Genomic DNA, 23,945 nt, shown 5'->3' with positions numbered 1-23,945 from the left:
AAAATAAAAAAAAGCATCAAAACTAGTGTCTGATACTTCTTTAAAAATGCTATTCTTTTTATTTTAATTGACCATTCCTGGAGGATATTTCTCCATAATTTTGGCTACAAATTCTTTGATGCGTTCTTCTTTTTTTTCCATGTTTTGAGAAATAAAACCGATCCCCATGCCTTGCCATACCAATTCTTTCTTATTGGCATCAATCAAATCTACATATAAGGTGCCTTCTGTGGAGGTAGATACAGAGCTATATCCGGAATTCCAGTAATATGGGCTCCATCCCCAGCCATAACCGTAAGGGCCGTACCCGTAATTGTTATTGTAAACATTTACTTTGTCTCTAGACTTTGTAAAAATACTGACCAACATATCTGGGTTTTCAGATTTTGTAAAACCCTTTGCCATCAACTCAGATTCGATAGCTCTTAAAATACGACGTTTGTCAAGGTCACTAATTTCGGCCTTATCTATGCCGGTTTTGTAGAAAGCAAAAGTTTTATATTGGTTAAAATTTGCATTCTTGTCGTAATCAGATGCGACTTTTACAGAGCTGCAGGATGCCATTAATACAAACAGCATCAATATTGGAACTACTTTAATTATTCTATTCATTGCATTTTTATTTAGGTTCATAATGAGGTCAATAAATCAGCGTCCACGAGATTTGGAAGGGTAACCTTTAAATTAGGTTCAGCCTCCATGGCACGCTTAATAGCAAAAATAGCTTCTTCATTTCTTGCCCAACTACGTCTGGAAATTCCGTTATTGACATCCCAAAACAGCATTGACTTTAAGCGTCTTTCAGCTTCCTTACTACCATCAAGAACCATACCAAATCCGCCATTAATAACTTCGCCCCAACCAACGCCGCCACCGTTATGGATGCTTACCCAAGTGGCACCTCTAAAGCTATCACCAATCACATTTTGGATGGCCATATCTGCAGTAAATCGGGAGCCATCGTAGATGTTTGAGGTTTCTCTGTATGGGGAATCCGTCCCAGATACATCGTGATGATCACGCCCTAACACCACAGCTCCAATCTCTCCATTGGCAATCGCATCATTGAAGGCTTTGGCAATTTTAGCCCGACCTTCGGCATCGGCATACAAGATTCTAGCTTGAGAGCCGACTACCAATTTGTTTTCCTGGGCACCCTTAATCCATTGGATATTATCAGTCATTTGCTGCTGAATTTCTTCAGGTGAATGCTTTTTGATGTCCTCTAAAACATCACAGGCAATTTGATCTGTTTTTGCGAGATCTTCAGGTTTCCCAGAAGTACAAACCCATCTAAATGGTCCAAATCCGTAATCAAAACACATCGGTCCCATGATATCCTGTACATAACTTGGGTATTTAAATTCTTTGCCTAAAGTTGGGTTATCAGACATCACATCTGCACCCGCACGAGAAGCTTCAAGCAAAAATGCATTGCCATAATCGAAAAAATAGGTGCCCTTAGCCGTGTGTTTGTTAATAGCATCGGCATGACGACGCAACGTTTCCTGAACTTTTTCTTTAAACAATTCTGGATTGTTTGCTATCATTTCATTAGCATCCTCAAAGGAAATGTCTACAGGATAATAACCGCCAGCCCAAGGATTGTGAAGGGAGGTTTGATCACTTCCCAAGTCGATGTGGATGTTTTCTTGATCAAACTTTTCCCAGACATCCACTATGTTGCCTAAATAAGCGAGGGACACCGTTTCTTTTTCTGTCTTGGCTTTTTTTACGCGATTCACCAAGTGATCTAAATCGGTGATCTTTTCATCAATCCAACCTTGATCCAGACGGACTTGGGTAATTTTCGGATTCACTTCAGCACAAACCGTTATACAGCCTGCAATGCTTCCTGCCTTTGGTTGTGCGCCAGACATTCCGCCTAGACCAGAGGTGACAAACAAATTACCTTTGGTAGATTTTTTTATTTTTCTGAATGCATTCAAAACGGTAATGGTAGTACCATGAACAATGCCTTGCGGACCAATGTACATATAGCTTCCGGCAGTCATTTGTCCGTATTGTGTCACGCCCAATGCGTTGAATTTTTCCCAATCGTCCGGTTTGGAATAGTTGGGAATCATCATTCCGTTAGTCACCACCACTCGTGGCGCTTCCTTATGGCTTGGAAACAAACCCATAGGATGTCCTGAATACATGGTCAGGGTTTGCTCATCCGTCATTTCGGCCAAATACTTCATGGTCAATCGGTATTGGCCCCAATTTGAAAATACCGCGCCGTTCCCGCCGTAGGTAATCAATTCATGCGGATGTTGCGCTACAGCGTAATCGAGATTATTTTGAATCATCAACATGATTGCCGCAGCCTGTTGAGATTTGGCAGGATATTCATGTAGCGGTCTGGCGTACATTTTGTAATCCGGACGCAAGCGGTACATATAAATCCGGCCGTAAGTCTCTAATTCGCTCTTGAATTCAGGAAGTAGCTCGGCATGATGTTGAGGTTCAAAATAACGCAACGCATTTTTTAAGGCAAGCTTTTTTTCTTCATCAGATAAAATATCTTTGCGTTTGGGCGCATGGTTGATCGTGTCATCATAAGGTTTTGCTGGTGGTAAAACACTTGGGATGCCTTCTAAAATTTGATCTTTAAAAGAAATAGAAGTCGTTTGCATTAGTTTGTTTTTAAATTTTTTTTATCAAAACCATAAGGGCAATGTCTGCAGCCACTTTCACAGCAATACCCGCGTTTGAGATGGTATTGTTCTGTGAAGCAGCGATAACCTTCTGGTGTGAGATAATAATCACCTTCTTCAACAGGTATAATTTTCTTCATATCTTACAAATATAGTGTAAATTGGAAAGATTTTTGAAAGACGATTGGGATGATTCTAGTTTCAAAATTTATGGTTCCTAAGGGGTTTACTGGCATCACGTTGTTTCCTTTTGTATTTGTGAAATACGCACAGCTCAAGTTAAATAAAGTGTTTGTGAATCATGAACGCATTCATCTTAGGCAGCAATTGGAATTGTTGATCCTTCCATTTTTTATATGGTATGCGTTAGAATTTTCCATGCGCTATATTCACTATAAAAACTGGCATCTAGCCTATAGGAATATTTCTTTTGAGCGCGAAGCTTATCAAAATGAAGCACACTTAGAATTTCTTAAAAAGCGTCCCTTTTGGAACTTTTTGAAATATCTTTGCAAACCATGACATTCAATCTACAGCTTTCTGAAAATCAAATCTTAAATCTTGGTAAAGATGCCACACAACTGATGGCTCTTAAGAGAGAAGATCGCATTCATCCGCATATTTCTGGAAATAAATACCGAAAATTAAAGTACAACATTGTTCAGGCAAAATCTGAGGGTAGGCAGACCTTATTGACGTTTGGAGGCGCCTATTCCAATCATATTTCGGCAGTGGCAGTAGTTGGCAAGGAATTTGGATTTAAAACTATCGGTGTCATCCGAGGCGAGGAGCTTATTGATAAAGTTGCTACCAATCCGACACTTCAATTTGCTCAACAGTGCGGCATGAGCTTTAAATTTGTTAGTCGAGAGGTGTTTAGATTTAAAACATCAGAAAGTTTTATTGAGAAATTGAAAAAGGAATTTGGAGAGTTCTATTTGATTCCTGAGGGCGGTACCAATGACTTGGCCATAAAAGGCTGTGAAGAGATGCTTTCAGAAGACGATTTTGACTATGATTATATCTGTTGTTCTGTAGGAACCGGTGGAACCATTTCTGGGATTATTAATGCCTCAAAACCACATCAGAAGATTCTAGGGTTTCCGGCGTTAAAAGGTGATTTTTTACAAGAAGAAATTAGTAAATTTGCCCAAAATTTAAACTGGCAACTCATTACTGAGTATCATTTTGGAGGTTATGCTAAAATAAATACTGAATTAATCAGTTTTATGAATCAGTTTAAGACCGATTTTGATATTCCTTTAGACCCAGTATATACCGGGAAATTGATGTTTGGCGTCATGGATTTGATGCGTCAGGGGTATTTTCCTGAACATTCTAAAATTTTGGTGATCCATACCGGCGGACTACAAGGCGTTTTAGGAATGAATGCGGTGTTGAAAAAGAAGCAATTGCCTTTAATTAGTTAATGAAATGATGAAGTTTAGTGTAAGAATTATAATGGTTTTGGTGTTGGCCTTGGTGCTCACAAGTTGTGGCGGTAAGAAGCGTATTGTAACGAAAAAGAAAAATTCGAAAGCAAAAACCGAACGTGTCATCGTTAGAAAGGACCGTTCTACGCCGTCAGTTAAAAGTAATGAAAACAACGCGCCACATGTTGCCACTCCTAAACCATCTGGAAATTTAAATATTAGTGAAATCTATATCGCTACATTTAGTGAGATTGCCAAAAACAATATGCGCCAGCATAAAATTCCAGCGAGTATCACCTTAGCCCAAGGTATTTTAGAATCGGGTTCGGGTAGAGGACGATTGGCTGTAGAGGGCAATAATCATTTCGGAATTAAATGCCATGATTGGACTGGCGATAAAATTTACCACGATGATGATGCTTCCCAAGAATGCTTTAGAAAATACAAACATGCCGATCAATCTTTTCAAGACCACTCTCAATTTTTGACCTCTCGCGGCCGTTATGGAGCGTTATTTAAGTTGGATTTGGATGATTATGAAGGATGGGCAAAAGGCTTGAGAGCAGCAGGATATGCTACCGATAGAAAATATCCAGATAAATTAATCAGTCTTATTGAGCGGTTTCAATTGTATGTTTTTGATGAAGAGGTTTTGGGGACTAGGAGGGAAAACACTAGAACATCTGATATCACCAATAACTTGACGCATAAAGTCGTTCCTGGAGATACCATGTATTCCCTTTCAAAACGCTATAATATTTCAGTTAACCAATTACAGAAACTCAACAGAATGACCAACTCTAATTTACAGGTTGGACAAATTCTCATTGTAAAATAAATTAAGTTCATGTTATACCAACGCAGTAGTAGTTTGTTTAAGGAAGCAGAAAAAGTTATTCCAGGTGGCGTTAACTCGCCCGTAAGAGCATTTGGCGCCGTTGGCGGCACGCCTATTTTTGCAAAATCGGCCAAAGGTGCTTATGTGCATGATGAAGATGGCAACATCTACATTGATTATATCAACTCATGGGGTCCGATGATTCTTGGGCATGCTTTTGAACCTGTAGTTAATGCAGTTATCGAAAAAGCCAAACAAGGCACCTCTTTTGGAATGCCGACGGCTATAGAAACGGAAATTGCCCAATTGGCAACGTCTATGGTGCCCAATATCGACAAAATAAGATTTGTAAATTCGGGTACAGAAGCTTGTATGAGTGCGGTAAGATTAGCGCGGGGCTATACTAAAAAAGATAAAATCATCAAATTTGCAGGCTGTTACCACGGTCATAGTGATTCCTTTTTAATTGCTGCAGGTTCTGGGGCCATCACTTTTGGAACACCAAATAGTCCTGGTGTTACTCAGGGTACTGCCAAAGATACCCTCTTGGCAACATACAATGATATTGCTAACGTTAAGGCATTGATGGAAGCCAATAAAGGTGAAATAGCCTGTATTATCATTGAGCCAGTCGCTGGAAATATGGGATGTATTCCTCCAAAGGATGATTTTTTAAAGAAATTAAGAGACCTGTGCGACGAACACAATGTGCTGTTGATTTTTGATGAGGTGATGACCGGTTTTAGACTGGCTCCAGGCGGTGCACAGGAATTGTACAATGTAGACGCTGATATTGTGTGCTTCGGAAAAGTGATTGGAGGCGGGTTGCCAGTAGGAGCATTTGCCGCACGCAATGACATCATGGATTATTTAGCCCCAAATGGCCCTGTGTATCAAGCAGGAACCTTAAGTGGGAATCCGTTGGCAATGGCAGCAGGATTAGCCATGTTACAACATTTAAATAAAGATGGAACGGTATTTAAGCGCCTAGCTGAAAAAACGGAATACTTACACCAAGGTATTGAAAAGGCACTTCAAGCCAATTCTATTGACCATACCATTAATAGAATGGGTTCTATGATTTCCATTCATTTTGAAGCTCATGAAGTGGTGGACTTTGATACGGCCGCAAGAGCAAATAATGAACGCTTTAAACGCTTCTTCCACGGGATGCTAAAAGAAGGCGTCTACATTGCTCCAAGTGCTTTTGAAACTTGGTTTATCAGTGATGCATTAACCTACTACGATTTAGATGCTACTATTAAGGCGGTAGATAAGGTCAGTAAAGATTTATAAAAGAAAAAGGGATTTAAAATTAATTTAAATCCCTTTTTAATTGGTCTAACCCGACCTACATATTACTGTTTTGTTTTATTCGGACCTTTCTTATGTGCTCCCTTATGCCCACGTTTCTGACCCATTTTCTCCCATTTCTCGTACTGTTCTGCAGATAAAATAGTCTTCATTTTTTTCTTCATTGCAATCTGACGGTCTAAACGCTCATTTTTCATTTTTAAGCGCTCTTCTTTAGATAAGGATTGTTCACCCTTATCTTTAGTCATGGCAGCTTTTTTATTGGCTCTGAATTTTGCTTCCTCTAAAAAGATGACCGATACGTCTTTTTGTTGCTTATCGTTCAAATCGAGTTTTAAAGTCATTTGTTTGGTTCTAAGTTGCGCCATTTCTTCCGGAGAATACTGCATTTTAGATTCCGCATGATCCTTTCTCATTTCTCGTTTTTGCTCTTGTGCAGAAACTTGTAGCGTCGCAAAAGCCACCAATATCATTACTAATTTTTTCATAAGATTTTTATTTTAAGTTTATACTACTTGGACTGCTAATCTGTTAAAAGGTTTAAACAAGGCGAGGTTCTGGTCCATTTAATAGCATTTTAGAAGCGTCGTAAGTTATTTGGAAGGGCAAACTTTGCGCTATGTATGTTGAGCCTCTATAACTGCCTCAAAAGAATTATTAAGTACATTTAACCTGAAAACAGAAATAGATGAAATCAAAATTTGTTGATGAATTGCCTGACTTGATCAAGCATCAGGTTATATCAGAAGAAACTGCCTTAAGAATTAAATCGCACTACGAGTCAAAACAGTCCGATGCTCCAAACCGGTTGTTCACCGTATTTGGTGTTTTAGGGGCATTGCTCGTTAGCTTGGGTATCATCTTAATATTGGCTCATAATTGGGATCATTTTTCAAGATCCCTAAAAACGATGCTTGCGTTTTTACCTTTATTAATCGGACAGGTTCTGGTAGGCTACACTATCTTAAAAAGAAAGAGTGCAACTTGGAGGCAGGCCACGGGTACATTTCTGTTTTTTGCTGTGGGTTCGAGTATTGCCTTGGTCAGTCAGATTTATAATATTCCCGGAGATCTAAGTGTGTATGTTTTAACTTGGGTGGTGCTTTGTATGCCACTGGTGTATTTGCTGAAATCCAATGCAGTGGCCATTTTGTATCTGGTCTTTTCAACATTTTATGCCGCCAGTTTAGGCTATGACGGATTAGGCCAAGTGCCTTGTGGTATCTCATTCTCCTTGGTTTACTGCTTCCGCACTATTTAAGAATATTGAAGCACAGCCCCCAAGCCCATATGGTTTCCATTTTCAATTGGTTGCTGCCCTTGAGCGTAGTCATCACTTTAGGGACGTTTTTGAAGCACCATGGCGAATTGGGATATCTGATGTACGTGATTCTATTTGGTATTTTCTATAACATAGGAAAATTGCCCATCTTTAATGACCAAAAGCTAAGACGGAATGGGTATTTGGCATTAGGCTCTGTCGGAACTGTGGTGATGCTGTTAATCATGAGCTTTAGCGGGGTTTGGGATTTTGAATGGAATTCTGCACTGTTTTCGTCACGCGAATTCTTAATGACCATACTTTTATATGCTATGGGACTGGCATTGCTGATGTACTTACAGAAAAGACGGTTGCTGCAACTAGCGAACCTCTTTCAATACGCATTTATCATATTTGCCATCGTGTTTTTTAGTGGGATGGGGAATAGCGTAGTGGCAACCGTTATCGTTAATCTTCTTGTGCTCACCCTTGGATTGATCACGATCAGATTAGGTGCGGACAAGTTCCATTTCGGAATCCTTAATTACGGCCTAGTCATTCTTACCGCGTTGATTGTAAGTCGCTTTTTTGATACCGACATGAGTTTTGCCACTAGAGGACTCTTGTTCGTTGCAGTGGGTATTGGGTTTTTTGTAACCAATTATGTGATGCTCAAAAAGAAAAAAGCAACTCTAACCCCAAAACTTTAAGATGATGAAAACAATCTATACAGTTTCGATATTTCTAGTGCTCGTTTTGGCACAGCTGTTTGTTCCTGTTAGAATGATTTTTGATCAAGAAAAAGTCCTCACAAAAGGAGTGGCCTATAAATTCAAAACCCAACCTGTAGATCCGTCAGATCCTTTTAAAGGAAAGTATATTTATTTAAATTTTGAAATTAACGCAGCCCCTTCCAAGGACACGACCTGGGTGCATGGAACACCCATCTATATTGCACTCGCTACCGATTCCTTAGGGTTTGCAAAGGTTAATGCCATTTCAAGAATTGCATTTGATGATTCCGACTATGTTCAGGCCAAAGTAGATTATTATAATAATTATCAAAAAACTGTTCACTTTTCTTTTCCCTTTACTGAATTTTATATGAATGAGGCGAAGGCTTATGATGCAGAAGTGGCGCACGTTAATGCACAAAGAGACTCCCTTCCTAATAATACCTATGCTTTGGTTTATGTTTTAGATGGGAAAGCGGTACTTGATAATGTGTTTATCAATGAGACGCCCATCACGGATTATGTTGAAAAGGAATAATTTCATCAGTATTAATACACGTTGAAAAAGGTTTAAAATCATCAGTGTGCGGTAAAACAGGTGAAAAGTTTGCAAACCCAACTAAAGCATGACCTGGTACGAGATCTCAAAAATGACATCTTGTTTTTTTTAAACCAATTTCACTTAGAGTGATTGGACAAATTTAATTTAGAATAACGATTATTTATCAGTCAGTTATAATCAAATCTTTGTTCTTTTCCCGATAGCTATAGGGACTATAAGCGCAGCGGTCTTAATTCTTTATCGGACAATAGTTTAAAATAAAAAATGCTCCAAGAAGTTCTTGAAGCATTTTTTATATAAGTGTGTTTGGAGTACTAGCCCAATGGGTTTAGAATTGCATCAATACGTTCTAAAGCATCTCTCAAATGGATTTTGCTCATCGTGTCACCGGTTCTTGACAAACCAGATCTAATAGCGCTTTCCAATGATTTAAGCTCTGCTCTAGCAATAGCTCTGATGTCTGATTGGTTAACATCTACATTGGTTCTAGAAACAAAACGTCTAAACTGAGAAGGAATTGGCGTTTGGTCTTTAGTCATCAAATAGTTCATACGGTCAATATAGCCTCTTTGAAGGTTTCTTCTGTAAGCATCAATTGATTTACCGCTGTTCAACTCGCTAAAAATACCTTTGCGTAAATCTTGCATCATGGTCAATAAACCATAAGCTTCTTTGTCGTTAGTGGTTTCATTTTCAATCATACGCTGCATTCTTCCAAAATCAAGAATATTATCTAACGTGTTAATTTGCATGCCTCGGATGCGCTCTAAGCTACCGTCAAATTCAATTTTGTTGAAAATGGATGCATCAATTAGCCATTCTGGCGTTGCAAACAATTCGTTTTGAAGGAACTTTAAAGCTTCTTTTTGTTTCGCTTTGTTCACTGGTGTGTAAACCGCACCTTCTTGATCGTAAGTTTTGTAATTTTCATAAACACCACCAATGTTTGCAGTAACGTGGCCCATATAACGGTTGTATTGGCCTAGCACTTGCTCGTACATAGTGCCTAAATCATTATAATCCTTCCCATCTTCCGCAGTCCATTCAATAAGGTTAGGAACAATGCGTTTTAAATTGGCAATTCCATAAGAACTTGCTTTCATCGCATCATCACCTAAATCTTCTGTCTGAGAACTTGGATCAATAACACCACCGCTTTGTTGTCTTCCAAAACGATACATTGGATCTCCAGCATGGTCTAAAATCCAGCTGTCTAAGGTTTTCTTTTCGTCTTCTGCAGTTTCTGCGTTTAAAATTGGACGGTAGCCCCATGCAATGGCATATTTATCATACATACCAATATTTGGCATTAATGCAACGCCTTCATCACCCGGTTGAGCGATATAATTAAAACGTGCATAATCCATTATAGATGGTGCTGTTCCATATTTTTTAGTGAATTCTGGGTTGCGTAAATCGTCCACTTTATAAGCGGCACTACTTCCCATATTATGAGGTAGACCTAAAGTGTGGCCAACTTCATGAGAAGATACAAAACGAACTAATCGGCCCATAATGTCATCTTTAAATTTCACACTTTGCGCATCAGGATTGATAGCTGCCGTTTGCACGAAAAACCAGTTGCGCAACAAGGTCATTACATTATGATACCAGTTGATATCGCTTTCTAAAATCTCACCACTTCGCGGGTCACTTACGTGAGGCCCATTAGCATTTGGGATTGGTGAGGCTAAATAACGCACTACAGAATAACGGGCATCTTCAGGGCTCCATTCTGGTTCTTCCTCTACAGTTGGAGGATCTTTAGCGATGATCGCATTTTTAAAGCCTGCCGCTTCAAAGGCAACTTGCCAATCTTCAATTCCTTCTTTTATGTATTTGCGCCATTGTTCAGGTGTAGCTCTGTCAATATAATAAACAATCTGTTTTTTAGGCTCAACCAATTCACCACGATTAAATTTTTCAAGATCTTCATCTTTTACTTCAAGACGCCATCTGTCCAAATACGTAACTTTTTTACTCTCATGAGCATCTAAACCGTAATCCGTTTGTCCGCTGGTAAACCATCCTACACGTTGGTCAAAGATTCGGCGTTTCATTGGAACTTCTGGAAGGAGTACCATAGAGTTGTTCAATTCTATGGAGATGGCACCACTAGTTGCATTTGAAGGCGGCTCACTCGCGCTGTAGGTTTTTACGTGGCGTGATTCAATGTTTAACGGATAGCTTTTCACACTTTCAATATAAGATAAATCACTATCCAAACGGGTTACTTTATATTGTTTTCTGGCACGATCTGGTAAACCAAATGGCTTCACATCATTGCTGAACAAGTCAGTCACATCTATAACAGTAGTTAATGAATCCTTACCGATTGCTTTAACCGGGAAGCTAAAAATAACCGGTTCAAAGTTAGAATTTACAACCGCTTCATGTACCGGAAGCGTATCATTGGCAACTACGCTGTGCGACACCATGCGTAACAATACTTTTTTGTCCTTTTTTTGCCAACGTAATACTTGTTCACCTTGCTTTCCACCACCAAAGCCTAACCCGCTAGCTGTTTTGGCAATACGCGTTACCATGAGCATTTCCCGTTCAAAAAGCGAATCTGGGATTTCATAAAAGTAGTTTTCATCTACTTTATGTACTGTAAATAATCCGGGATCACTTTGAGCATCTTTAGTAATGACTTTATTGTAGGGCTGGATGTCATTTTTTCCAGGTTTTTTTGTCGAAGTCGAATCGGTGGTAGCGGTAGATGACGATTTAGACGCTTTTTTTGTAGTTGCACAGGATGTAACTAGAAAAAAAGATGCCATCACCATCACGCTCAAAGTAATTTTTTTCACGTTGTTAGGAGTTTTCAAAATTTTAAAAAGGGAAAATACGTAATACCTAACATAGTTGTAGTGTTGGTAAATAATTTAATATTATTTTAACTATTCAAGGTTTTTTAAAGGTCAGAGTCGTGTTATGTTAAATAAAGATTTCGTCTACACTAGTGAGATTGTGCCCTAAAATTTTTAGAATTGCTCTTCAATATAACCCACAAGCATGCCGTGGTCCGACTCAGGATAATAAAACTTTTTTAGTAAAATGGGCGTTAGGTTTTTTTTTGCAAAAATCTGATCCAGTTCAAGCAGTGGGATTCCAAATGGCCAAGTGGCTGTAAATCCTTGTCCGTATTCATGAAAACTCCTATATTCTGTTTGAAAACTTTTAAAATGTACACTTTCCTGAGGCGTATTGAAATCGCCAATTATAAGATCAGTTTTTTTTTGGGAAGCGAATTGCAACACCGTTTCTATAGCTTTTTTCTTATCCATGGTTGGACTCTGAAAAATGTCCGTAATCGCAACTGAAATCCTGCCGTTACGGAGTTGCGCTTCTATAAAGTTGATGTGATAGCTGCGTTCTTCAGCTTTAAAAATAACGTTTTCAATACGGCCTTTTACGCCCACCAACATGTTGCCCTTCAGTATCCGGAATTCATATTGGGGGAATGTTGTTGATAGTAGATCAATATCTTCTACGGTAGCGTATTCCGCTTCCACAAGACCTATAATATCTGGCTTCATGGAAGAAATGCTCTCCATAAGAACATCCACAGGGAGGTCCCACCCATCGGCAGCATTCCAAAATAAGATGGATGACGCATCTTTAGGGATGTCTGTATTGTTTGAAAAATTATAAGACGTACTGAACCAATAAACTACCAGTGCTAAAATCAAGCAGATACCTAACACGAAATACGTTCGTGTTCTATAAAATAAGAGAGTGACAGTGCTTCCTGTAAAAATTAAAATAGGCAGCGGAAAAGCATAGAAAAAAACCTGTAAAAGCTGATAATGATCCTTTACGATAAAATGTATTATTAATAAAAAAGCATATGCAATCAATGCACATGCCTTAACTATTAATTTAAATTTTCTCATGATTTTTAGACAAGATCAACAAAGAGACCTTCGTCAGTTTTAGTAACTGTGGTAAGTTTGTTTTTGGTTAACCCTTTAATTGTCGCATCCCATTTTTTATTGCTCAATCCCGATTGTTGTTTTAAGCTATTTAAATCAATAGGTGCGTTGGCTTTTAGAATGGCCAATACCTCTTTTTCTTCATCTGTCATCGCCACCGCTTTCTTTTCTGGTTTCATTTGTGGGAAGAATAATACTTCTTGAATGGATTGATTGTTGGTCAAAAACATGATCAGACGGTCCATCCCGATGCCCATCCCAGAGGTTGGAGGCATTCCGTATTCTAAAGCGCGCAAGAAGTCATAATCGATGACGCCAGTAGCTTCATCATCTCCTTTTTTAGCCAATTCCATTTGGTGCTCAAAACGCTCGCGCTGGTCAATAGGATCGTTTAATTCTGAATAGGCATTAGCAATTTCCTTTCCACAAACCATCAATTCAAAACGTTCCGTCAATTCAGGATTGTCCCGGTGTTCTTTGCACAACGGGCTCATTTCTTTAGGGTAATCTGTTATGAATGTTGGTTCAATGTAATTGCCTTCACATTTTTCGCCAAAAATCTCATCAATCAATTTCCCTTTGCCCATGGTGTCGTCTACCGCAATGTGCATATCCTTGGCGGCCTGTCTGATTTCTTCTTCGGTCTTGCCGGTAATATCAAATCCTGTAAAGTGCTTGATAGAATCGGTCATGGTGACACGGGCATAGGGCGCTTTAAAATTAATGTTGTGTTCGCCAAAGGTAGCTTCGGTTGTGCCGTTTACAGCTATGGCGCAATGCTCCAACAACTGTTCACAGAATTCCATCATCCAATTGTAATCTTTATAGGACACGTAGATTTCCATGGCGGTAAACTCCGGATTGTGCGTACGGTCCATCCCTTCATTTCTGAAGTTTTTAGAAAATTCATAGACACCGTCAAAACCTCCAACAATTAATCGTTTTAAGTACAATTCATTGGCAATTCTCATATATAATGGAATATCCAAGCTATTATGGTGGGTTGTAAACGGTCGTGCCGCTGCGCCTCCAGGAATTGGTTGTAATACAGGGGTCTCCACTTCAAAATAACCAGCATCGTTGAAAAACTGACGCATGGCATTGTATAATTTGGTACGTTTTATAAATACGTCTTTCACTTTTGGGTTGACTACCAAATCAGCATAACGTTGTCTGTAACGTTGCTCAGGATCTGTAAACGCGTCATAAATGACACCGTCTTTCTCTTTTGGCAACGGCAATGGTTTTAAAGATTTACTCAACAGTGTAAAATCTTTAACTTTTACCGTTTTTTCACCTACTTGAGTGGTAAATAACTCACCTTCAATACCAACAAAATCGCCAAAGTCCAACAGTTTTTTAAACACTTCGTTGTACTTGGTTTTATCTTCTCCGGGGCAGATTTCATCTCTGTTAAAATAGACCTGAATCTTGCCTTCAGAATCCTGTATTTGAGCGAAACTTGCCTTTCCTTGAACTCTCATCGACATTAATCGGCCAGCAATAACAACTTTTTTACCTTCCTCAAATTGCTCTTTTACCTGTTTAGAGGTGTGGTCTACAGGATATAAATCGGCCGGGTAAGGATTGATATCCAACTCACGTAGTTTGTCTAATTTTTCTCTTCGGATGAGTTCTTGTTCTGAAAGTTGCATGCTGTTAAATTTTTGAACTGCAAAATTACACTATTTACAAAAATTAGCACCCTACTTTCGCGTATAGATTGCCTTGAAACCGTAACAAAATGGATAATTTTACGTCTTATTGGTACATCAATCATCAAAATTATTAAAATTATGAGTATTTGGAGGTTTTTGCTTTGGCTGTGCGGTTGGGTTCCTGGAGTGATAGCGGCCTTGGTTATTTTAAATAATCCGAAACGGTAGGTGGTCAGTTGGCAGTTTTCAGTCTTCAGTTTTCAGTTGGTGGTTTGCAGTCCTCAGTGGTGAATAGTTTTGAAAAGTGGCGCTCTGTGGAACTCTGTGCTTCTTTGTGTAACTCTGTGGAATAGCAATCGGTCATCTGTCCTCCGTCTTCCGTCTTCCGTCTTCCAATCAAATGAGGTTACAGTCTAGATTATTTCATCCCCACATCACACACCATCCATCCAAAATAGTTTAAATTTGTAGGCTATGAATAAAACCATCGACATTCAAGATTTAGGCCAGAAAGATTACAAAGCAACGTGGGAATATCAGGAAGGTTTGTTCCAATCTATTGTGGATACTAAAATTAAAAATAGGCGGGAAGAGGCCAATTTAGAAACCTCAAATTATCTATTGTTTGTAGAGCATCCCCACGTGTATACCTTGGGGAAAAGTGGCAATTTTTCTCATCTTTTATTGAATGAAGAACAGCTTACCCAAAAAGGAGCAACGTTCTACAAAATAAATAGAGGCGGAGATATTACATATCACGGACCGGGACAAGTGGTGGGTTACCCCATATTGGATTTGGAGAATTTTTTTACGGACATTCATAAGTATTTACGACTTTTGGAAGAGATGGTTATCTTAACCTTGTCTGATTACGGGGTCAAATCTGAACGAAGCCCTGGTGAAACTGGTGTATGGCTTGATGTAGGCACTCCTTTTGCACGTAAAATTTGTGCAATGGGCGTTAGAGCGAGCCGATGGGTGACCATGCACGGATTTGCATTTAATGTCAATGCTGATTTAGGTTATTTTGACCATATCATCCCGTGTGGCATCCGTGGGAAAGCGGTTACTACATTAAACGTCGAGTTGGGCGTTGAGAAAGTGGATGAAGCTGAGGTTAAAGCGAAACTTTTGAAGCATTTTTTAAATCTTTTTGAAGCTATACCGCAACACAACAACGTTACTTTTTAAAAAATATGGGGCACATTCAAAAAATGATTTTATTGGTTGTAATCGTGCCTTTAGCGCTCTTCCCAGGGGGATTGATTTCTTATGTTCTGCTGTTTGAAAAGCCAGTATTCGAAACTACCATGTGGGTGCCTGTTGGGATGACGGTGTTAGGCATTTGCAGTTTCATCTTTCATTTTAAATCGAAAAGTTTTTATAAACTGCTAAAAAAGGAGGCAACTATACCAAAAGTCGAGACCTTATTTTGGGTGCTGGATATTGCTTTTGGTGTTATTTATATGATGATGTCAATTTATCTGTTATATATGATGTATCAATTAGGACGAGGGGATGACTATGCTATGCTGCTCTATTTTATAATTCCCTTATTTATTATAGGAGTGTGGACAGTAGGAGAGGCATTTTATCTCAATAAATTAATACAGATTCACAAATTTGCGCACCGTCATTCTGAGATTGAAGATATTAAAGGAGAGGGATTGGAGTAGGAAGTAGGTAGTAGGTAGTTTGTAGTCTTCAATTTTATGTTTTCTGTACTTCAACAATCAGCAATCAACAATCGTCAATCAACAATCGTCAATCAGCATTCAGCAATCCTCGTGACAGTAGGCATTAGGCAGTTTGCAGTCTTTAATTTTATCTTTTTTTACTTCAACAATCAACAATCAACAATCAACAATCAGCAATCAACAATCGTGAGTCGTAAATCAACAATCGTAAATCTTAAATCCCTATCCCACTATCCTTCCTCATTAAAATACACCTTATAATAATGCATTTTTTTAACATCATCATAGCCGCGTTCTAAATATTCTGCAGAAGCATCAGGTGCATCAACATCCAATTTAATCTGGATATTGGTGTCGAGTTTAATTTCGGTTTTAATCTTTTGTTTTTCCTTTTTTAGGACGCTCTCAGAAACATCAAATTGGTTGCGAATGACCAAGGCGTGGTCGGTTTCAAAACCTTTCTTATAATCGTCAAAAAGGTCTTTGTAGCTGTCCTCCCCAAACACGTCATCCTTAAAGTTTTCTACGTTAATCACTTCGTTTTCCTTAAAGAAATCAATTGTTTTGGCCAAAAATGTACTTCTTTCCTGTAGTCCGTAAGTGGGTTTTAAGATGTCTTCAGAAAAATCCTTGCAGAGCTCAATATAGTTTTTGGTATGCTGGTTATAATCATCAGGATATTTAATATTTAAAAAATGCTTTATCCAATATTGCGTGTCGTAAGAATTGTTGTCAACGCTCAAGATAATGTTCCCTTCGGTGTCTGAAGTGTTTAAGATCAAGCAACCTTTATCCACCTTTTTCGTGGGAATTCCCTTTTGGGTGATGATGTCATAACTGTTATTTTCCAGATAGGTTTGGAAAAATTCAGCGCGTGTTTCGATTTTAAAAATTCCCACGGCGTTAACAAATAAATCTTCGTATTGAATGTCATTAAATAAGCACACTAAAACATCCCCGGTTTTTATTTGTGCAGAATTGCTCTGTTCAAACAAATGGGTCACAATGTGCTTGGAGACTTCTACAAAATTGCTTTCATCTGCAAATAATTGTGCAGCATAGCTGTTAATTTCATTAAGACTGATGTTGGAGTGGTGGTTAAACCGATAGCTCTCCACCAAACTTCCAAAAGGACGGAGTAAATACGGCAACATCAAATCATAACTGATTTCATCAAAGTCCAGCTCTTGTTCAGAAAAGGCGTTTTTGGTGCTGTTAAACTTGTTGCCAACTTTATGAAGAATGGCTTTTGATAACGAAGCTTTGGTGCGTTTAATCATGATGGAATATTAACTTTTTTGAGGTGTGCAATACTACATAAATTTGATCGAAATCAATCACTAAACGCCAAAGAAAAATCTTTGAACTTTATGAAATAAGATAAGATTTCAGATCCTGCAATAGCGTCATAAATGCGACGCTTCTGCTGTTCGCTTTATAGCTGTGAATTAATTAATTTGATAAATGATAATGCTGTTTTTGTCACCTGTAGTCACAAATTCAGGACGTTTGTCTTTATCGATATTATCAAGATCTATGGCAGAGTTTCCGTAAACAGGAAAGTTGTCTATAGATTCGCCCAAGCTGTCAAACAAATAGACTTTTTTAGCTTGTAAATCGGTTACCGAAACGTAAATTTTATCGTTGATATAAAATATTTTTGGTGATGTATACTCTCCAAAATCCAGTTCTACTTTATTGGTCTTAATGTGTAAGATGTTTTCTGAAAGTGTAACCAAAGTTTTACTGGTAGCGGTAATGGCGTGTTTCTCCCCTAAATTTAAATTGATGCTGGACAGTTTGCCGTTTTGATCAATTTGAATGAGATCTCCCTTAGCAGTTGTCGTGGTGAATTTGTTATTGTAGAGATAGATACCACTGTCACTAAAATCGATGTTATTTTTGATTTTAACCCGGGTTTTGCCAACACGGCTCAATATTTCAAGTTCCGTGCCTTGCACAAAGACAATGTAATCCTTTCGGCCAATCCTGAAATGCTGTGGTTGTGTATTGATGGTTTGCTCTGCTTTTTTATAGGTAAATCCTGTTACTTTTTTACCGTGTTTGTCATACATCAATACCGATTTTCCTTGAGTAACCATCAATCGGTAATCCCGATTTTTATCGTAGTCAAAAACCGAAAGAGGTTGCGTAATTTGATCTTTAAACTTCAACGGAAATCCATCAGCGTCCTTACCGTTCCTGTCCAACACATGTACTGCGTTTTGAGTAGCAAATGCTAATTGAAGACGACCGTTTTTAAATAGGTCCATCTGCTCAACCCGTCCTAAGATTTTGCTTTTTAATTGCTTTTTCCATTGCACCTTCCCGTCCTTGGAGATCAGGTATAAGTTGTTGTTGACATCTTGTACCACCACTTCCATTTGGTTGTTGGTGTGGTTGTTTACAAATTGCGGATTTGTCAATAGGTCAGCGTCCAAAGTGACACTCATATCCTCATAAACAGCATTTGCTGTTGATATTTTCTTGTGTTTTTGGGTCAGTGCGTGTACGTGAGCAAAATCAGTATCATATATAAATTGAAGGGCAGACGCATTAAAACCCTCTGGATTTATAGGGTCTTCTTTCTCAAAATTAGAATTAAGAATGGTTTTTAGATGATTAGCGTTGGCGTATGCAAATAATGACGATTCATCGCTCAAGTTGACCATCATGTCTTCAAAAGGTGCAGAATTTGAGAGCGTTGTGCTATTTTGATAACTACTTACCACATCTTTTAGCAAATCAATATTATCTGAAAACACAAAATAGTCGTCCATTCTGATGTAGTTTGTAGCCTTATCAAAAGAAATGAATGGGCTGAATACTTTATAAAACAGATCAGGTTGATCAAATCCGTAAATTGGAATGTCTCTATAAGTTTCTGTCGTATTTAAAACACCTAAAAAATTGCTCATATTTGGCGCATCAATGCTATTCAAAAACAGCGCTTGTTGTTTATTCCTGTAGAGCATACCAACTTCCACAACACTTTCAAAAATAGAAGCATCAACAGCAGAATCTTGAGCTCGATATGTGGAGAGATTTTTATGGAAAATTTCAAAATTATTGAAAGAGAAACTTAAAAATCCGTCCACATCTGAAGGCGAAATTTTAGGCAGTTGATTCTCTTGGGGGACGGTGTTCTTAAAAACATTAATAAGACTTTTTAAAGAATCTTTAGCGGTGGTAATACCATCAAATTTAAGTTGATCTTGAGTCAATTCTGCATCCAAAAGCATATAATTGGTCAGTTGGTGGCTATTGAGCTTTGCATCAATGAATAAATGGGGTTTAAAGGAGCTGGTCTTGGTGTTCACTATAATAGACACTGAATTGTCATTGCCTGTAGTCTGGTATAATCTTTTTAATTCAGGGTCAGATTTCTTACGCTGAAAAGCAGCTTCGGTAAGTGCACGGTCATTGGAGGCAAAAAAGATACTGTCTTTTATAACACTATATATGATGCTGTTATCAATCGTGGTTTTTGTTACCGTATTACCATTAGAGGTTAAGGTTTCTACTGAATGGTTAGGAATGGAATCGAAATTGAAAAGAGCCTTGTGGTATTTTGTGATGATTGCAACTTGTAGGCTGTCTGTTTTAAGTTTACCAAAAGTGATAAGAACTTCTTCAGATGGTTTGAGATAGTCTAGGAAACGCAGCTTTGAATTGACAGTAGCCATTGCTTTAGCATCCGAAAATTGAAGGAGTAAGCTGTTGTTTTTGAACACGTTTTTTAAACCTTCAATAGACGTGGTTTTAACGATGACAGCGCTGTTTTCTGGAACCAAATTTATGAGATTGGAATGTTCTGTCGTATCAGTGCTGCAACTTATTACGAGAATTAACGTAAGTAATAACCAAATTGTTCTCATGTAGGGTTTCTTGCAAATATAAAAAGTTAGAGGTCTAATTGAAATTGTTGTGGCAATAATCTAAAACTTTTACGGTGATATTTGGTAATTCCGTAAGTTCTGATGGCTTCTCTGTGCTCTTTGGTAGGATAACCTTTGTTTTGTTTCCAATTGTACATCGGGAATTCTTCATGAATCTGGCACATATAGAGATCCCTATTGGTCTTGGCCAGGATTGATGCTGCGGCTATATTCATATGTTTACTGTCCCCTTTAATAATAGTTTGATGCGGAATGTCTCCAAAAGCTTTAAACCTGTTGCCATCAACACTGATAAATTTGGGTGCCGTCTTTAAATTGGTAATGGCTTTGTGCATAGCAAGAATAGAAGCGTTTAAGATGTTTACTTGATCAATTTCTTCAGGAAAGACGTGCGCAAATGCAAAGGCTATAGCATTGTCTTCGATAATAGGTTTTAGTTTGTCACGCTTCAATTCAGAAAGAAGCTTAGAATCATTCAAGATGCTATTTTCAAAATCTTGTGGTAAAATTACAGCGGCTGCGGTAACAGGTCCTGCAAGACACCCTCGGCCAGCCTCGTCGGTGCCGCATTCAAAAGGATCTGAAGTATAGGAAAGTATGAGAGCCAAAGCGTAATAATTTTTAGGCAAAGTTAGAATTTTAGAATAACCAATTACTACTTAATATTATTTATTGAATAAACAAAAAAGAATATATGTCTTTAATGATCAAACGTTAATTTTTTAACTCTTTTCATGTTAAATATTGTTTCTTTAAGATATTATTAAGAAATTCGCCGTAACTAACTTAAATAAATATTCATGAAAGTAAAATTACTAGGATTAATGACGCTATGTATGGCGTTTGTAATGCAGGTTTCTCTCGCACAAGAGAAGACCGTCTCAGGAACGGTGTCGTCTGCGTCAGATGGGTTGCCAATTCCTGGAGTAAATGTTATTGTTAAGGGCTCCACTCGTGGTGTTCAAACAGATTTTGACGGTAACTATACTATTAAGGCAAGTGTTGGGGAAACCTTAGCATTCTCTTATGTGGGTATGAAAAGTTTAGAAGCCATCGTAGGTTCTAGCAATACCATTAACATGAGCTTAAATATGGATAACACCTTAGATGAGGTGGTGGTTGTGGCATTTGGTACTACAACTCAGGAGGCTTTTACGGGTTCAGCCTCTGTTATTAAGGCTGAAGAATTGGAGTTGAGATCTTTGACCTCGCCAATAGCGGCTATTGAGGGTAGTACTACAGGTGTGCAATTTTTATCGGCATCTGGTCAACCAGGATCTTCACCAAACATTGTAATTAGAGGTGTAGGGACTTTAAATGGTAGTACAGACCCACTTTATATTGTGGATGGTATCTCATTTCAAGGAGGACTTAACACCATTAATCAAAATGACATTGAATCTATAACAGTACTTAAAGATGCGGCATCTACAGCATTATACGGTTCTCGTGCAGCAAATGGTGTAGTAATCATTACCACCAAAAAGGGTAGAAAAGGATCTGGTGTTACTGTTGATTATACAAGTCAGTTTGGTGTGATTGATAAGGCTATTGACGAATATGAGCAGGCAAGCCCTGGAGAATATTACGAATTGATGTTTCAATCCTATAAAAATTCGTTAGATGGTGATGATGCGGCTCAAGTAGCATCATCCACTATTTTTAATCGTTTGGGTAGAAACCCGTTTAATGTGCCAAATGATCAAATTGTGGATGTTAATGGTAATCTCAATCCGAATGCAAGAGTAATTGCAGAAGACCTAGATTGGTATAAAGCTTTAGAAAGAACAGGCACAAGACAGAGTCATTCGATAAATGTATCGGGTGGTGGTGATAATTTCTCTTCATTTTTCTCTGCATCTAACTTGAAAGAAAAAGGATACGTCATAGAAAGTGATTATAAACGTACAACTAGCCGCTTAAGTGGAACCTATGATCCAACACCTTGGTTAACTATGGGTGGAAACATCAATATTGCGGTAGAAGAATCAACGGGACCACCATCAAGAGGGTCTTCTATCGCCAATGTGTTTGCGTTTGCAAAAAACATGGGGTCTATCTATTCACCTTATTTAATAGATCCGAATACCAATCAAATCATTTTAAATGAGGATGGAAGTCGTAGATGGGATAGAGGTGAAAGTATCTCTGAATTGGGAATATTATCAAGACCATCAGATCCAGGTAGGAATGCTTTAGAAGAAGCAATCTTAAATAATGAATTAGATAAGAGAAACAACTACGGATTTAGGTATAATGCAGATTTGACCATCATTGAAGGTTTAAAATTTGGAGTAATTTACGGTAAGGATTTTCAAGATTTTATCAATCAAAGTTATGAGAATGCTCAAGTTGGGGATGGTGCTCCAACCGCTCGATTTGACGACAATAGATATAGAAGAACCGTTGAGAACTTTACACAGTTACTAAGTTATAATGAATCTTTTGGAGATCATAGTTTTGATTTAACTCTAGGTCATGAAAGTTTTGACAGGAATTATTCTGAAAATAGAGTTTTTAAGAGTACAGAAACCATCGCAGGAATTTATGAAGCAGCTAATTTCTCAGTGGTGTTAGCTGGTGAAGGTTTTAGTGAAGATTACAGGCTTGAAGGATTTTTTGCACGGTTAAATTATGATTTTAACGATAAATACTATTTGAGCGGCTCTGTTAGAAGAGATGGATCTTCTGTGTTTACCAACAATAAATGGGGTACTTTTTATTCTGTTGGTGCCTCTTACAGAATCAGTCAAGAAGAATTCATGAAAGATGTCTCTTGGGTAAACAATTTAAAATTGAGAGCTTCTTATGGACAAGTTGGTAATGATCAGCTGCTTTCTGACGATGAAATAAACTATTATATTTCTCAACCCTTATATTCTATTTATCCAAATGCTACATCACCAGGATTGCGTTGGGATACAACAGGTAATGCCGATTTGCAATGGGAGACCTCTGAAAGTTTTGATATTGCTTTAGAATTCGGACTCTTTGATAACCGTTTATCAGGTTCATTTGAATATTATAAAAAAGTATCTTCTGATTTATTATATAACGTACCTATTCCTGGGTCAGAAGGTCAAATAGAAGCACCTGATAACGTTGGAGATCTATTCAACTCAGGTTTTGAATTTGGTTTGAACGCTCGTTTAATAGACTCAGAAAATTTCTCTTGGAACTTAGGTGTTCAAGCTTCAACATTGAAAAATGAAATTTCTTTCTTACCAAACCCATTTGTAGATGGTTCAAAACGTTGGGAAGAAGGACGTTCAAGATTCGAATTTTTTGTGTATGATTATGCAGGTGTAGATCCAGCAAACGGAGACGCCCTTTATTATATGTATGAAGAAGTAGATGGTCAAGTTGGTATCCCTGTTTTAAATGATGATGGTACGCAGGCCACTGTAAATGATTACGAAGATGCTGGAAAAGGTTATGTAGGTGCGTCTTCAGTACCAGACGTAATTGGCGCTATTACAAATAACTTTTCTTATAAGAACATTGATCTTAGTTTCTTATTTACGTATCAGCTTGGTGGTGATATTTTGGACTATGGTTATGCTAATATGATGCATGAAGGCTCTTATGGAGATTCTTTTCATCCTGACGCCTTAAAAGCTTGGAAAAATCCGGGTGATATTACGGATGTGCCACGTTTGGAAAATGGAAATCGAAACTTAGCACCTACACTATCTTCAAGATGGTTGACGGATGCGTCTTATTTATCACTTAGGAATGTTACATTATCTTATAATTTAAATAAAGATGTGGCTGAACGAATTGGGGTTAACAAAATAAGATTGTTTGCAACAGGGGAGAATTTGTTTATTATCAATGATAGAATAGGATTAAACCCACAATATAATTTATCAGGAACACCTAGCGGTAATGATTACAATCCGAACAGAGTAATTTCAGTAGGATTAAATGTTGCTTTTTAAAAAAACTATT

General features: G+C 38.0%; 20 protein-coding genes and 1 pseudogene. 11 read left to right on the top strand and 10 right to left on the bottom strand.

All coding sequences use genetic code 11. The features are described 5' to 3' along the window. Nucleotides 1–63: 63 nt before the first annotated feature. From JEM65_RS06175 to JEM65_RS06165, 3 genes are read right to left on the bottom strand one after another with little or no spacing between them, the layout of a single operon-like run. Nucleotides 64–612, bottom strand: a complete 549-nt coding sequence (locus tag JEM65_RS06175) for a DUF4136 domain-containing protein (RefSeq protein ID WP_199598063.1) — start codon at nucleotides 610–612, stop codon at nucleotides 64–66. A 17-nt stretch (nucleotides 613–629) separates the two neighbouring features. Beyond that, on the bottom strand, nucleotides 630–2,624 hold the full coding sequence (locus tag JEM65_RS06170) for a urocanate hydratase (RefSeq protein ID WP_199598202.1): 1,995 nt from the start codon (nucleotides 2,622–2,624) through the stop codon (nucleotides 630–632). A gap of 14 nt (nucleotides 2,625–2,638) precedes the next feature. Then, nucleotides 2,639–2,800, bottom strand: coding sequence for a DUF5522 domain-containing protein (locus JEM65_RS06165; protein ID WP_199598062.1), 162 nt, complete (start codon nucleotides 2,798–2,800; stop codon nucleotides 2,639–2,641). A gap of 49 nt (nucleotides 2,801–2,849) precedes the next feature. On the opposite strand from JEM65_RS06165, the gene JEM65_RS06160 reads away from it, so the two are divergent. The 4 genes from JEM65_RS06160 to hemL are packed head-to-tail and all read left to right on the top strand — an operon-like array spanning nucleotide 2,850 to nucleotide 6,227. Next, nucleotides 2,850–3,182 carry a hypothetical protein gene (locus JEM65_RS06160; RefSeq protein ID WP_199598061.1) on the top strand — a complete coding sequence of 111 codons (333 nt, stop codon included), beginning with the start codon at nucleotides 2,850–2,852 and terminating at the stop codon, nucleotides 3,180–3,182. Further along, a complete protein-coding gene (locus tag JEM65_RS06155) occupies nucleotides 3,179–4,090 on the top strand; it encodes a pyridoxal-phosphate dependent enzyme (RefSeq protein WP_199598201.1) in 912 nt (303 codons plus the stop codon). The genes JEM65_RS06160 and JEM65_RS06155 overlap by 4 nt, the downstream gene beginning before the upstream one ends. Nucleotides 4,091–4,094: 4 nt before the next feature. Beyond that, nucleotides 4,095–4,931 carry a glucosaminidase domain-containing protein gene (locus JEM65_RS06150; protein WP_306465079.1) on the top strand — a complete coding sequence of 279 codons (837 nt, stop codon included), beginning with the start codon at nucleotides 4,095–4,097 and terminating at the stop codon, nucleotides 4,929–4,931. Nucleotides 4,932–4,940: 9 nt separating this feature from the next. Beyond that, a complete protein-coding gene (gene hemL / locus JEM65_RS06145; RefSeq protein WP_199598060.1) occupies nucleotides 4,941–6,227 on the top strand; it encodes a glutamate-1-semialdehyde 2,1-aminomutase in 1,287 nt (428 codons plus the stop codon). Nucleotides 6,228–6,289: 62 nt separating this feature from the next. On the opposite strand, the gene JEM65_RS06140 is transcribed toward hemL, so the two are convergent. Next, nucleotides 6,290–6,733 (bottom strand): hypothetical protein, encoded by a 444-nt coding sequence (locus JEM65_RS06140; protein WP_199598059.1) that lies wholly within the window; start codon nucleotides 6,731–6,733, stop codon nucleotides 6,290–6,292. Nucleotides 6,734–6,933: 200 nt separating this feature from the next. On the opposite strand from JEM65_RS06140, the gene JEM65_RS06135 reads away from it, so the two are divergent. From JEM65_RS06135 to JEM65_RS06125, 3 genes are read left to right on the top strand one after another with little or no spacing between them, the layout of a single operon-like run. Further along, nucleotides 6,934–7,506 (top strand): DUF2157 domain-containing protein, encoded by a 573-nt coding sequence (locus JEM65_RS06135; protein WP_199598058.1) that lies wholly within the window; start codon nucleotides 6,934–6,936, stop codon nucleotides 7,504–7,506. A gap of 29 nt (nucleotides 7,507–7,535) precedes the next feature. Next, nucleotides 7,536–8,216 (top strand): hypothetical protein, encoded by a 681-nt coding sequence (locus JEM65_RS06130; protein WP_233530544.1) that lies wholly within the window; start codon nucleotides 7,536–7,538, stop codon nucleotides 8,214–8,216. A 1-nt stretch (nucleotide 8,217) separates the two neighbouring features. Continuing rightward, nucleotides 8,218–8,778, top strand: coding sequence for a GDYXXLXY domain-containing protein (locus JEM65_RS06125; RefSeq protein WP_199598056.1), 561 nt, complete (start codon nucleotides 8,218–8,220; stop codon nucleotides 8,776–8,778). Between the two features lie 338 nt (nucleotides 8,779–9,116). Here the strand turns inward: JEM65_RS06125 and JEM65_RS06120 are convergent, their stop codons facing one another. The 3 genes from JEM65_RS06120 to lysS all read right to left on the bottom strand — a co-directional run bounded on the left by JEM65_RS06120 (nucleotide 9,117) and on the right by lysS (nucleotide 14,395). Then, on the bottom strand, nucleotides 9,117–11,591 hold the full coding sequence (locus JEM65_RS06120) for a zinc-dependent metalloprotease (protein WP_199598199.1): 2,475 nt from the start codon (nucleotides 11,589–11,591) through the stop codon (nucleotides 9,117–9,119). A gap of 198 nt (nucleotides 11,592–11,789) precedes the next feature. Continuing rightward, nucleotides 11,790–12,701 carry an endonuclease/exonuclease/phosphatase family protein gene (locus tag JEM65_RS06115; RefSeq protein WP_199598055.1) on the bottom strand — a complete coding sequence of 304 codons (912 nt, stop codon included), beginning with the start codon at nucleotides 12,699–12,701 and terminating at the stop codon, nucleotides 11,790–11,792. A gap of 5 nt (nucleotides 12,702–12,706) precedes the next feature. Then, nucleotides 12,707–14,395 (bottom strand): lysine--tRNA ligase, encoded by a 1,689-nt coding sequence (gene lysS, locus JEM65_RS06110; RefSeq protein WP_199598054.1) that lies wholly within the window; start codon nucleotides 14,393–14,395, stop codon nucleotides 12,707–12,709. 156 nt (nucleotides 14,396–14,551) lie between these two features. On the opposite strand from lysS, the pseudogene JEM65_RS22330 reads away from it, so the two are divergent. The 3 genes and pseudogenes from JEM65_RS22330 to JEM65_RS06100 all read left to right on the top strand — a co-directional run. Then, nucleotides 14,552–14,626: pseudogene (locus JEM65_RS22330) on the top strand (YqaE/Pmp3 family membrane protein); the annotation flags it as partial. 246 nt (nucleotides 14,627–14,872) lie between these two features. Then, complete coding sequence (lipB, locus tag JEM65_RS06105; protein ID WP_199598053.1) at nucleotides 14,873–15,589, top strand: lipoyl(octanoyl) transferase LipB; 717 nt, start codon at nucleotides 14,873–14,875, stop codon at nucleotides 15,587–15,589. A gap of 5 nt (nucleotides 15,590–15,594) precedes the next feature. Continuing rightward, the gene (locus tag JEM65_RS06100; protein WP_199598052.1) at nucleotides 15,595–16,074 is read left to right on the top strand and encodes a hypothetical protein; all 480 of its coding nucleotides are present in this window, start codon (nucleotides 15,595–15,597) and stop codon (nucleotides 16,072–16,074) included. 251 nt (nucleotides 16,075–16,325) lie between these two features. Here the strand turns inward: JEM65_RS06100 and JEM65_RS06095 are convergent, their stop codons facing one another. From JEM65_RS06095 to JEM65_RS06085, 3 genes are all read right to left on the bottom strand, one after another. After that, complete coding sequence (locus tag JEM65_RS06095) at nucleotides 16,326–17,375, bottom strand: nucleoid-associated protein (RefSeq protein WP_199598051.1); 1,050 nt, start codon at nucleotides 17,373–17,375, stop codon at nucleotides 16,326–16,328. Between the two features lie 168 nt (nucleotides 17,376–17,543). Next, nucleotides 17,544–19,973 (bottom strand): ribonuclease HII, encoded by a 2,430-nt coding sequence (locus tag JEM65_RS06090; protein ID WP_199598050.1) that lies wholly within the window; start codon nucleotides 19,971–19,973, stop codon nucleotides 17,544–17,546. A 26-nt stretch (nucleotides 19,974–19,999) separates the two neighbouring features. Further along, a complete protein-coding gene (locus JEM65_RS06085; RefSeq protein WP_199598049.1) occupies nucleotides 20,000–20,602 on the bottom strand; it encodes a ribonuclease HII in 603 nt (200 codons plus the stop codon). 192 nt (nucleotides 20,603–20,794) lie between these two features. On the opposite strand from JEM65_RS06085, the gene JEM65_RS06080 reads away from it, so the two are divergent. Beyond that, nucleotides 20,795–23,935 carry a SusC/RagA family TonB-linked outer membrane protein gene (locus JEM65_RS06080; protein WP_199598048.1) on the top strand — a complete coding sequence of 1,047 codons (3,141 nt, stop codon included), beginning with the start codon at nucleotides 20,795–20,797 and terminating at the stop codon, nucleotides 23,933–23,935. The last annotated feature ends 10 nt before the right edge of the window (nucleotides 23,936–23,945 follow it).

Source organism: Gelidibacter salicanalis, from assembly GCF_016469035.1.
In the GTDB taxonomy this organism is placed as follows: domain Bacteria; phylum Bacteroidota; class Bacteroidia; order Flavobacteriales; family Flavobacteriaceae; genus Gelidibacter; species Gelidibacter salicanalis_A.
Note: the sequence above shows the minus strand (reverse complement) of the source record. Positions and strands in the feature narration are given on the sequence as shown.

Excerpts from the sequence above, each read along its gene's own strand:
- JEM65_RS06175 (WP_199598063.1), bottom strand. The coding sequence starts at position 612 with ATGAATAGAATAATTAAAGTAGTTCCAATATTGATGCTGTTTGTATTA.
- JEM65_RS06165 (WP_199598062.1), bottom strand. The coding sequence starts at position 2,800 with ATGAAGAAAATTATACCTGTTGAAGAAGGTGATTATTATCTCACACCA.
- JEM65_RS06160 (WP_199598061.1), top strand. The coding sequence starts at position 2,850 with ATGATTCTAGTTTCAAAATTTATGGTTCCTAAGGGGTTTACTGGCATC.
- JEM65_RS06155 (WP_199598201.1), top strand. The coding sequence starts at position 3,179 with ATGACATTCAATCTACAGCTTTCTGAAAATCAAATCTTAAATCTTGGT.
- JEM65_RS06150 (WP_306465079.1), top strand. The coding sequence starts at position 4,095 with ATGATGAAGTTTAGTGTAAGAATTATAATGGTTTTGGTGTTGGCCTTG.
- hemL (WP_199598060.1), top strand. The coding sequence starts at position 4,941 with ATGTTATACCAACGCAGTAGTAGTTTGTTTAAGGAAGCAGAAAAAGTT.
- JEM65_RS06140 (WP_199598059.1), bottom strand. The coding sequence starts at position 6,733 with ATGAAAAAATTAGTAATGATATTGGTGGCTTTTGCGACGCTACAAGTT.
- JEM65_RS06135 (WP_199598058.1), top strand. The coding sequence starts at position 6,934 with ATGAAATCAAAATTTGTTGATGAATTGCCTGACTTGATCAAGCATCAG.
- JEM65_RS06130 (WP_233530544.1), top strand. The coding sequence starts at position 7,536 with ATGGTTTCCATTTTCAATTGGTTGCTGCCCTTGAGCGTAGTCATCACT.
- JEM65_RS06125 (WP_199598056.1), top strand. The coding sequence starts at position 8,218 with ATGATGAAAACAATCTATACAGTTTCGATATTTCTAGTGCTCGTTTTG.
- JEM65_RS06120 (WP_199598199.1), bottom strand. The coding sequence starts at position 11,591 with ATGGTGATGGCATCTTTTTTTCTAGTTACATCCTGTGCAACTACAAAA.
- JEM65_RS06115 (WP_199598055.1), bottom strand. The coding sequence starts at position 12,701 with ATGAGAAAATTTAAATTAATAGTTAAGGCATGTGCATTGATTGCATAT.
- lysS (WP_199598054.1), bottom strand. The coding sequence starts at position 14,395 with ATGCAACTTTCAGAACAAGAACTCATCCGAAGAGAAAAATTAGACAAA.
- lipB (WP_199598053.1), top strand. The coding sequence starts at position 14,873 with ATGAATAAAACCATCGACATTCAAGATTTAGGCCAGAAAGATTACAAA.
- JEM65_RS06100 (WP_199598052.1), top strand. The coding sequence starts at position 15,595 with ATGGGGCACATTCAAAAAATGATTTTATTGGTTGTAATCGTGCCTTTA.
- JEM65_RS06095 (WP_199598051.1), bottom strand. The coding sequence starts at position 17,375 with ATGATTAAACGCACCAAAGCTTCGTTATCAAAAGCCATTCTTCATAAA.
- JEM65_RS06090 (WP_199598050.1), bottom strand. The coding sequence starts at position 19,973 with ATGAGAACAATTTGGTTATTACTTACGTTAATTCTCGTAATAAGTTGC.
- JEM65_RS06080 (WP_199598048.1), top strand. The coding sequence starts at position 20,795 with ATGAAAGTAAAATTACTAGGATTAATGACGCTATGTATGGCGTTTGTA.